Source organism: Kitasatospora sp. NPDC057738, from assembly GCF_042798815.1.
In the GTDB taxonomy this organism is placed as follows: domain Bacteria; phylum Actinomycetota; class Actinomycetes; order Streptomycetales; family Streptomycetaceae; genus Kitasatospora; species Kitasatospora lactacystinica.
The window spans coordinates 89,412-99,509 of record NZ_JBHVJT010000028.1 but is presented as its reverse complement, the minus strand read 5'-3'; the positions used below and the strand labels follow the sequence as shown (position 1 = coordinate 99,509).

6 protein-coding genes are annotated in these 10,098 nt (G+C 71.7%); 3 read left to right on the top strand and 3 right to left on the bottom strand.

Annotated elements, in window-relative coordinates; translation table 11 throughout:
* The first annotated feature begins 293 nt into the window (after positions 1–293).
* Positions 294–1,376, top strand: coding sequence for a HEAT repeat domain-containing protein (locus ACFVGO_RS17850; protein ID WP_380357756.1), 1,083 nt, complete (start codon positions 294–296; stop codon positions 1,374–1,376).
* A 705-nt stretch (positions 1,377–2,081) separates the two neighbouring features.
* Here ACFVGO_RS17850 and ACFVGO_RS17845 read toward each other — a convergent pair.
* The 3 genes from ACFVGO_RS17845 to polA form a co-directional block, all read right to left on the bottom strand.
* Positions 2,082–2,747, bottom strand: coding sequence for a hypothetical protein (locus ACFVGO_RS17845; RefSeq protein ID WP_380632666.1), 666 nt, complete (start codon positions 2,745–2,747; stop codon positions 2,082–2,084).
* A 606-nt stretch (positions 2,748–3,353) separates the two neighbouring features.
* On the bottom strand, positions 3,354–4,127 hold the full coding sequence (locus ACFVGO_RS17840; protein WP_380632664.1) for a GNAT family N-acetyltransferase: 774 nt from the start codon (positions 4,125–4,127) through the stop codon (positions 3,354–3,356).
* 533 nt (positions 4,128–4,660) lie between these two features.
* Positions 4,661–7,348, bottom strand: coding sequence for a DNA polymerase I (gene polA, locus ACFVGO_RS17835; RefSeq protein ID WP_359914223.1), 2,688 nt, complete (start codon positions 7,346–7,348; stop codon positions 4,661–4,663).
* Between the two features lie 235 nt (positions 7,349–7,583).
* On the opposite strand from polA, the gene ACFVGO_RS17830 reads away from it, so the two are divergent.
* A complete protein-coding gene (locus tag ACFVGO_RS17830; RefSeq protein WP_380632661.1) occupies positions 7,584–8,096 on the top strand; it encodes a PaaI family thioesterase in 513 nt (170 codons plus the stop codon).
* Between the two features lie 612 nt (positions 8,097–8,708).
* Positions 8,709–9,935 carry a branched-chain amino acid ABC transporter substrate-binding protein gene (locus ACFVGO_RS17825; RefSeq protein ID WP_359914208.1) on the top strand — a complete coding sequence of 409 codons (1,227 nt, stop codon included), beginning with the start codon at positions 8,709–8,711 and terminating at the stop codon, positions 9,933–9,935.
* Positions 9,936–10,098: the final 163 nt, after the last annotated feature.

Below are 10,098 nucleotides of genomic sequence, written 5' to 3'. Positions count from 1 at the left end.
AGTCGGCCCCGCCGACTTCCTGCGCACCCCCAGCTTCGACGTCCCACTGCTTCAACCTTGCGCCCTGGACGAGTGGCTCGGCCTGCCGATGTTCTTCGTCAGCGACGACATGGACGCCCCAGCAGCACCGGGCGCAGCGAAGACGCCGTTCTCGATCCCCTTTGCTCCACGGCAAGTTGGGCTCTCGGTCGGTCCCGGTCGCGTCCCGGGTTGTCGACGCGGGCGTGGACCGGAGACGCCGTCGGGCCGACAATTCCCGCGTGCACCCGCGCTTCGTGCACCAGAATGCCCGCATGGAAACGGACACCGTGGCGGAGCTGGTCACGCGGGCACTGGTGGCGGCGCGCGCCATCGCCGCCTCGGACGACCCGGACGACCACGACGGCTGGGCCGAGTACGTATCGCTGCTGTGGCGGGCGGCCTCCGACGACGGGGCGGCCGCTCTTCCGCTCGGCCTGGAGCTGATCGCTTCGGCCGATCCGATCGAGCGCGGGGCGGGCTGCGACCTGTTGCGCGACACCAGCTATCACCACGAGGCGGTCCGCGCCGGGACGGCCACCGCGCTGGTCGCCCTCGCACAGCGGGAGACCGAGGCCGGCGTGCTGCGGTCCCTGGCGCGCGCGATCGAGAAGACGTCCGACCCGCGCGCCGTCCCCGTTCTCGTCGCCCTCGCCGGGCATCCTGACGCCGAGGTCCGTGAGGAGGTGGCCCGCTCGTTCGCGGAGGTCCTCACCGGCCTGCCGGACGGACCGGACATCCGCGCCCTCGTCGGGCTGAGTCAGGACCCGGACCCGGAGGTCCGGAACTGGGCGACGTTCACCCTCGGCGTCCAGGCCGAGGTGGACAGCGCCGCGATCCGGGCCGCGCTCTGGGCTCGGACGGCCGACGAGCACGCCGACACCCGTACGGAGGCGATCCGCGGACTGGCCTGTCGGCACGACCCCCGCGCCGTCCCGTTCCTCGCCGAGCTGGTCGACAACCCCGAGGGCGCACACCTCCTCACGTTCAGCGCGGCGCAGATCACGGATGCCCTCGAACCGCTGCCGGCCCTCCCGGAGTACGAGCCCGGCGACGACTGGGTCACCGACGCCGTGAACGCCTGCAACCCGGCTCGGCGGGCCCGCCTGGACGCCTTCGCCTGGGAGCTGGTCTGCACGCTCGACCGGCTCCGCCCCGACCTGGGCGCCGCCGTCTCCATGGAACGCTTCGGCTGGGGCCGTTCCCTCGGCGTCGACGCCGCCTTCGGGCCATCGGGCTACGACATCGAGGCGCTGCTCGCCCGCGCGGACGGCGACCCCGCGCGCGCTGCCGAGCTGGTCACGGCCGACCTGCCGAGTACCCTGCCCGGTTCCCCTCCCGGCCCTCGATCCCCGTGACCGGACGCGAGCAGTGACGAGTGGTGCTGACGATCCGCACCGCTCGGCGGCCTCGGTGGCGCGCGCAGGAAGTCGGCCCCGCCGACTTCCTGCTCCCCAGCACCCCCGCCCCACCGGGGCGGGCCAATGAACGGTTCTGCGCAGCAGTGGAGTTGCCGGAAATGACCCCGGTGGTCCGTCTCGATCCCGGCACCGACCCGCACGAGGGTGCCTCGGTTGGCGCCGAGTGTGGGGAAACAGGGGTAACGAGGGAAAACCCGCACCCCCAGACCCAAGACGGGAGGGGGGTAGTGAGGGGATCTGTTTTTTTTGTTTGTTGTCGTCAACTAACCGCCCCGGCGGGGGTTTGCTTGGCGTCCGCGGGGGTGGGGCGCGGTGGGGGCCCGGAGCCACGCTCCGCACGTCGAGCCGCGAGCTGGACCTCACGGCCGTCCGCTCCGTCCGGGTGCGCGGGCCCTCGCCCTACGAGGGGCCTGCCGACCTCGGCGGCGAGGACCGCCGGTTCGCCGCCGCGCGAACCTTCTGGGGGGCGGGTGGCATCCTGGCGTCGCTGCTGGGGCGCGCCACGTCAACCATCTCCGGGACAACCGGGCGGCAGAGTACGGGCCGGCCCGCCTCGCCACCGCCCAGCGCTACGGATTCCGGGCACCCCACACGCTGATCACCGACAAGATCGCGATCGCGACCAGAGTTGCGCGGAGCGGTTCAGCAGCCGCCCGAGTTCGCCGAGCCCGAGCCTCCGGAGATCCACGGCGAGTAGGACGCCGGCGAGGGCTTGGGCCGCACGCTGCGCTTGGTGATCAGTTCGACCTCGACGCCGGCGGGGCCGAGCAGCACGGTCAGGGCCTCCCGCAGGCGCTCCGCGTCGGTGCCGGCGGGCGGCTTCCACACCACCTGCCCACCGGTGAAGTCCAGCCGCCCGACGAGCGCCTCCTCGACCGGCGCGCGATCGCCCTCGTAGGGCTCCATGATGCTGTGCACCAGCCGGACGGCGGGCAGTTCGGTCAGCGGCCGCCAGTCGTCGGGGCGCCCGCCCCGGACCAGCCGGTAACGCTCCGCCGCCTCGGGCGGGGCGAACTCGATCCAGTGGACGGTGGTCACTTCCATCCGGGCGATCACCGGGACGGCAAGCAGGTACTCGACCCCCGCGATCACCCCGACCACCGCGGCGACGGTGCCCCCGGTCGCGCCGAGGAGCCACAGGACGAACGCCACCATGAACGTCGGCGCGAAGAGCACCAGCGGCGCCTTCAGCGCACTCCCGACGGCCGTCAGGCAGTACAGGAGCGCACTGCGCCGGGTGCCGCCGCCCTCGCGCAGGACGATGTCGGTCGAGGCGGGGCCGGTGCGCAGGACGTCATCCAGAGCCATGCCAGGAGCGTAGGACTGCCGAACAGGACCGGCCAGAGTCCTGGCGCGGCCAATGCGCCTGATACCCAGTGCAACTGACGTGGCATCAGTCCGACGGTGCCGGGCCGGGGCAGCCTCACTCCGGCCCGGGCGAGCGTGCGGAGCGCACCGAGCGTCAGGAGGCCGGCGAGGCCCAGGACGCCGACGGCCGCGAGTCGCGCCGCGACCGCCGCAACCGTTCCCGGGCTTCCTCCACGAGCGCGGAAGCCGAACCGCTGTCCACCACGCAACCCGCCCCTTCGCGGTCCCGCCCCGGTCGGTCTTCCGCTCCGGACGGCGACGCCCCACGGAACGCCACGGAACCCCCACGGAACCCCCACGGAACCCCATGGAACCCCGCGGTGTCCGCCTTCCGCCGCCGCACGTTCGCCACGTGCCTCGACTCGGCACCGGAGCCCACCCGAGCCACCCGAGCCACCACCCCGGGAGCGCGGGGGCCGGCGGGGCCGACTTCCCGCGCGGCCCGGGGGCCGGCCGGCGCGTCCGGATGAGGAGATCGCCCTGCCGGACCCGACCGTCCGTCCACACGGCCGGGGCCCTGAACCGGCAGGCCGGCGGGCTTCGGCGCTATACCGTCCCGGAGGGCGAGGCCCACCAGGTCGAGGGTGCCGCGGTGACGTAGCCCAGCGACTCGTACAGCGGTCTGCCCAGCTTCGAAGCGGTGAGCGTGGCCGGCAGGTCCGCCAGGTGGGCGAGGGCGCCGAGCATGACGGCCCGGCCCACGCCACGCGACCGGAACGCCGACGACGTACCGACCCAGTAGTGGCTGCCGACGCCGTCGGCCACGACGCTGACGCAGGCTCCCGCAGCCACGCCGTCGAGCATGGCGACGAACACGTCCACGCCGGACTGTTCGATCAACGCCGTCGGGAACAGCTCGCCGGGACGGTGGGGCTCGAACCCGTCCAGCTCGAAGCCCTCGATCACGACCCGCTCGGCCGCCCGGAGGTCCTCGGACTGCCGTGCCCGGATCACGTCCAGCGCCGGTTCTCCGACGGGCCCGGGCTGGCGCAGCATGATCGGCATCTGCCAGTTGCGCATGCCGAGGTGGTTCAGGTCGGTCGAGCTGAACGGATCCTCGACGTTCACGGGGCCCGCGGCCCGGCGCGTCAGCTCGCTCACCTCGGCCAGTTCGCCCGGGTCGAGGTCGGGCTCCTGGATCAGGATCCGCAGTCCCGCACGCGCGTCGCCGTCGACCGCGACGAATCCGCGACGCCGGATCACCTCGTGTCCCCGGCAGAGGCCGGTGAGGGTCCAGAAGGCGGCGGAGTTCCGGGCTTGACGCATCGGCGCCTCGGCCAGGGACACGGGCTGGTCGGTCGACGTGGGCTCTGTTGTCATTGTGCCTACGGTAGTGGGGAATTGACCCATCCTGCCGGACCAATTCCCCGCGGGCCGACTGGGCCACCCTCCGAGCCCGGCCACCCGGCGGGCCCGAGCGTCCCGGGGCCCGCGCTCATCGGACGGCCCGAGCTGCGGTTTTCCCGGTGCACGCCGCCCACCCGCGGGTGAACCGGCGGGGACACCGTGGCGCGGGAGGTCCCGGCCGGCACGATCGCGGCGACGATGCCGAGCGGCACCGCCGGCGGGCCCCCGCCGCGACGGCGAGCAGGATCGCGGGCAGGCGGAGGACGCCGAGCAGCCCCGGAAGGACGAGGGCCGGGAGGGCCTGATCGAGCGCCGGGTGCCTGCGCTCGCGACGCGAGTCGCCGTCCTCGGGCAGGACGGGGCCGGTGGTGGAGGGGTGGTCCGCAGGATGCCTTCCAGTGCCACGGCCCGAAGCCCAGGACCGCCGACCGATTCCGGCCAGCGTGCCGGGGCAGCGGAACGGGCCCGGACACTCGCGTGCCCGGGCCCGTGCGACAGCGGTGCCGTCAGTGCGCGGCGGCCTCCCAGTTGGGGCCGACGCCGACCGAGACGTCCAGCGGGGCGCGCAGCGGGTAGGCGCCCGCCATCTGCTCGCGGACGACGGCCTCGACCTGCTCGCGCTCGCCCGGGGCCAGCTCCAGCACGATTTCGTCGTGCACCTGGAGCAGCATCCGGGAGGTGAGGCCGGCCGTGCGCAGCGCTTCGTCCACCCGGAGCATGGCGATCTTGACGATGTCGGCGGCCGAGCCCTGGATCGGGGCGTTGAGGGCCATCCGCTCGGCCATCTCGCGGCGCTGGCGGTTGTCGCTGTTGAGGTCCGGCAGGTAGCGGCGGCGGCCGAGCAGGGTCTCGGTGTAGCCCGTCGCCCGGGCCTCGTCGACGACCCGGCGCAGGTAGTCCCGCACGCCGCCGAAGCGCTCGAAGTAGGTGTCCATCAGGCCCTGGGCCTCGGCGGGCTTGATGCCGAGCTGCTGCGAGAGCCCGTACGCGGAGAGTCCGTACGCCAGGCCGTAGGACATCGCCTTGATCTTGCGGCGCATCTCGGCGTCCACCGCGGCGCGCGGCACCTCGAAGACCTGGGAGGCGACGGTGTTGTGCAGGTCCTCGCCGGAGGCGAAGGCCTGCAGCAGCGCCTCGTCCTCGGACAGGTGGGCCATGATCCGCAGTTCGATCTGGGAGTAGTCGGCGGTGAGCAGCGACTCGTAGCCCTCGCCGACGACGAAGGCGCGGCGGATCGCCCGGCCCTCCTCGGTGCGGACCGGGATGTTCTGCAGGTTCGGGTCCTGCGAGGAGAGCCGGCCGGTGGCGGCGACCATCTGGTTGAAGGTGGTGTGGATCCGGCCCTTGGGCGAGACGGTCTTGAGCAGGCCCTCGACGGTGGTGCGCAGCTTGGCCTGGTCGCGGTGGCGCAGCAGGATGACCGGCAGTTCGTTGTCGGTCTGGGTGGCCAGCCAGGTGAGCGCGTCGGCGTCGGTGGTGTAGCCGGTCTTGATCTTCTTGGTCTTGGGGAGTGCGAGCTCGCCGAAGAGGATCTCCTGGAGCTGCTTGGGCGAGCCGAGGTTGAACTCGTGCCCGGCGGCGGCGTGCGCCTCCTCCACCACGCGCTGGATCTCGGCGGCGAACTGGGCCTCCAGGCCGGTGAGCCACTCGCGGTCGGCGGCGATGCCGTAGCGCTCCATCCGGGCCAGCAGGGCGGCGATGGGCAGTTCCATGTCGTGCATCAGCTCGGCGGCGCCGACCTCGCCGAGGCGGGTGTCGAAGAGCGCGGCGAGGTCGAGCACGGCGCGGGCCTGGAGCATCAGCGACCGGGCGGCGGCGGTCTCGTCCTCCTCCGGTGCGTCGAAGGAGAGTTGGCCGCTCTCGGTGGCGGGGGCCGGGGTGAGCGAGCGGGCCAGGTACTCCTCGGCGAGCACCTCCAGGGTGAAGGTTCGGCGGCCGGGCTTCTCCAGGTAGGCGGCGAGCGCGGTGTCGGCGACGACGCCCTCGATGGTCCAGCCGCGCTCGGCGAAGGCGCGCATGACCTGCTTGGCGATGTGCAGGGCCTTGGGGGCGCCGGCGTCGGCGAGCCAGGCGGCGAAGGCCCGCTCGTCCTCCTCGGCGAGCAGCGCCGGGTCGAACCAGGCGGCCGTCTCCCCGGCGGCGAGCGCCACTTCGGTGACCTCGCCGGCGCCGAGCGCCCACTGGTAGACGGCGGCGAGCGCGACGGTGGTCTTGCCGTCGGAGGCGTGCTCGGCGAGCCAGGCGGCCAGGGTGCCGGGGTCGGTGAGGAGTTCGCCGTCCACCTCGACGCCGGGGGCGAGTTCGGCTTCGGCGGTGTCCGAGCCGGTGGTCGGGTCGATGCCGAAGACGCGGTCGCGGAAGTTGGCGTTGCGGAACTCCAGCGACTCCATCAGGGAGCCGACGGCGTCCTTGTCGAACGGCTTGCGGTCCAGGTCGGTGACGCCGAGCGGGAGTTCGACGTCGCGGACCAGCTCGGTGAGCACCCGGTTGCGCTTGACCGAGTCGAGGTGGTCGCGCAGCTTCTCGCCGATCTTGCCCTTGACCTCGTCGGCGCGGGCGACGAGTTCGTCGAAGGAGCCGAACTGGTTGACCCACTTGGCGGCGGTCTTCTCGCCGACGCCGGGGATGCCGGGGAGGTTGTCGGACGGGTCGCCGCGCAGCGCGGCGAGGTCCGGGTACTGGCGCGGGGTGACGCCGTACTTCTCGGCGACCTTCTCCGGGGTGTAGCGGGTGAGCTCGGAGACGCCCTTGGTCGGGTAGAGCACGGTGACGTGGTCGGTGACCAGCTGGAGCGAGTCGCGGTCGCCGGTGACGATGTCGACGTCGTAGCCGGCCGCCTCGGCGGCGGTGGCCAGGGTGGCGATGATGTCGTCGGCCTCGAAGCCCTCGGCCGTCAGCCGGGGGACGTGCATGGCGTCGAGCAGTTCGCCGATCAGGCCGACCTGGCTGCGGAACTCGTCCGGCGTCTTGGCACGGTTGGCCTTGTAGTCGGGGAACTCGACGGAGCGGAAGGTCTGCCGGGAGAGGTCGAAGGCGACGGCGAGGTGGGTGGGCTGCTCGTCCCGGACGGTGTTGGCGAGCATCGAGGCGAAGCCGTAGACCGCGTTGGTGGGTTGGCCGGTGGAGGTGTTGAAGTTCTCCACGGGCAGGGCGTAGAAGGCCCGGTAGGCCATCGAGTGCCCGTCGAGCAGCATCAGCCGGGGCCGCGGGCCGGCCCCGCCGCCACCCGTCGCGCCCTTGTCCGTACTCTGCGTAGCCACGTCAACGTCCGTTCCTGCCGATTCCACTACCGGCCACCGATCCTATGGCCCGGCACCGACAAAAAGGACGCCGCGCCGGTTCGGCCACAGCTGCTACCTATGAGTAGGACGGTCGTACGATCACAGGCGGCACATCCCCCCAGCAGATCCCAGCGGCAGGAGTTCCCCCATGACCGATGCGGCCCCCGGCACCGCCCCCCTCAACGCCCCCGGCACCACTCCCGACACCGTCCCCGACACCGCCCCCCTCCTGAACGTCCCGCAGGACGTGCTGGACCACTTCGCCAAGCTCGGCGTGAACCCGGAGACCTTCTCGGGCGGCCACCTCGGCGACAAGCTCGGCATCCGGATCGTCGAGGCCTCCGGCGACCGCGTGGTCGGCACCATGCCGGTGGAGGGCAACCAGCAGCCGTACGGGCTGCTGCACGGCGGCGCGTCGGCGGCGCTGGCCGAGACGCTGGGCTCGATCGGGGCGATGCTGCACGCCGGTCCCGGCCGGTACGCGGTCGGTGTGGACCTCAACGCGACCCACCACCGCTCGGCCACCTCCGGGCTGGTGACCGGGGTGGCGACGGCCGTGTTCAAGGGCCGCACCGCGGCCACCTACGAGATCGCGATCACCGACGACACCGGCCGGCGGATCACCAGCTGCCGGCTGACCTGCATGCTGCGCGACCTCTGACGGCGGCTCCGACCGCGCCATCCCGCCCGACAACGTCCCCACCGGGCCCGCGAGTTCACTCCGGACAACATCAAGTCCCTTTTCCGCCCCCTTGTTTGACCTTCCGCCACCCTGGGCAGGCGTTGGTCTGGACAAGGGGGCCTTCGCATGTCCGGGCGCGGTCGGCGCAAACCCACCCCTGTAACGCTGCGTAACAAGTAGGAAATCCGATCAATTGCCGGTTCCGAGGCCCGCGGGCGCCCCGGGATCATCCGGTCGCGCCCTCCTCGTCCGCAATCCGGACGCTCAAGGTCGAAAGCAGGGCATCGGACACTGGTGTCCGATTATCGGCGCTGCCAGCTGCAACCCCCATTTCTGGGCCTTACATCGCCCTACCAGCGCGTAAACGCCCGGCATCGCGGGATCGATCGAGCCAGAACGACCACATCGTGAGACAAATACTCCGTGTGCTCATAACAAGAGAATCACAGCCTGCTCCCAGCACTGCCCGAGCCGCCCAACGGCATCTAGAGTCACGGCCAGTCACCGCGCCATTCGATTGGGCCAGGCCCTCCGCGCACTCCGGCTCCCGCCATTCAGGCGCGGGCGCCTCCTGAACCGAAGGGGACCCTCGTGCGTCATCGTTCAGCAGTTGTCGTGAGCATTGCCGTGATCGGCGCCCTCAGCCTCAGCGCCTGCGGCTCCCGCGGAGAGAAGAAGGCCGACGGCGGCACCTCCAACTCCGGCTCCACCACCGTCGTCATCGGCGTCGACGCCCCGCTCACCGGCGACCTCTCCGCCCTCGGCCTCGGCATCCGCAACTCCGTCGACCTCGCGATCAAGAAGGCCAACGAGGCCAACGAGGTCCCCGGCGTCAAGTTCGAGATCAAGGCCCTGGACGACACCGGCAAGCCCGCCCCCGGCCAGCAGAACGCCACCCAGCTCGTCGGCGACTCCAAGGTCCTCGGCGTCGTCGGCCCGCTCAACTCCAGCGTGGCCCAGTCGATGCAGCAGATCTTCGACGACGCCTCCCTGGTCGAGGTCTCCCCCGCCAACACCGGCGTCGCCCTCAGCCAGGGCGAGAAGTGGGCCAGCGGCGAGAAGAAGCGCCCGTTCACGTCCTACTTCCGCACCGCCACCACCGACGCCGTCCAGGGCCCCTTCGCCGCCCAGTTCCTCTACACCGACGCCAAGAAGACCAAGGTCTTCCTGATCGACGACCAGAAGACCTACGGCGCGGGCCTGGCCGGCACCTTCAAGGGCGAGTTCACCAAGCTCGGCGGCCAGCTGGTCGGCGAGGAGCACGTCAACCCCGACGACCGCGACTTCGCCGCCATCGTCACCAAGGTCAGGAGCTCCGGCGCCGAGGCCGTCTACTACGGCGGCGAGTACCCCGCGGCCGGCCCGCTCTCCCTCCAGCTCAAGGAGGCCGGCGTCAACATCCCACTGATGGGCGGCGACGGCATCCAGAGCGGCGACTTCATCAAGCTCAACCCCAAGAGCCAGGGCGACTACGCCACCGCCGTCGGCCTGCCCGTCGAATCCCTCGACACCGCCAAGAAGTTCATCGCCGACTACAAGACCGCCGGCTACAAGGACGCCTACGAGACCTACGGCGGCTACTCCTACGACAGCGCCTGGGCCATCATCCAGGGCGTCAAGCAGGCCGTGAAGGACAACAACGGCAAGGTCCCCGACCGCAAGGCCGTCCGCGACGCCGTCCAGAAGGTCAGCTTCGACGGCGTGACCGGCAAGGTCTCCTTCGACGAGTTCGGCGACACCACCAACAAGCAGCTCACCGTCTACACCGTCAAGGACGGCAAGTGGGCCGTGGAGAAGTCCGGCACCTTCAAGGGCTGACACCCAGTCACCACAAGCACCACCAGCGCCACTTCACCACCACCGCGGGGGGGGGGGGGGAGAGGGGGCTTAGCTTCGCCCGGGTCCCCAGGGTGGGGCGCGCTTCGCCCCCCCCTCCTGCAGCCAAGAACAAGCGATCTCACACAACCTCACCAACGCGCTA

Coding starts and splice junctions, on each gene's coding strand:
- ACFVGO_RS17830 (WP_380632661.1), top strand. CDS start 7,584: ATGACCGATGCGGCCCCCGGCACCGCCCCCCTCAACGCCCCCGGCACC.
- ACFVGO_RS17845 (WP_380632666.1), bottom strand. CDS start 2,747: ATGGCTCTGGATGACGTCCTGCGCACCGGCCCCGCCTCGACCGACATC.
- ACFVGO_RS17840 (WP_380632664.1), bottom strand. CDS start 4,127: ATGACAACAGAGCCCACGTCGACCGACCAGCCCGTGTCCCTGGCCGAG.
- polA (WP_359914223.1), bottom strand. CDS start 7,348: ATGCTGCTCGACGGGCACTCGATGGCCTACCGGGCCTTCTACGCCCTG.
- ACFVGO_RS17850 (WP_380357756.1), top strand. CDS start 294: ATGGAAACGGACACCGTGGCGGAGCTGGTCACGCGGGCACTGGTGGCG.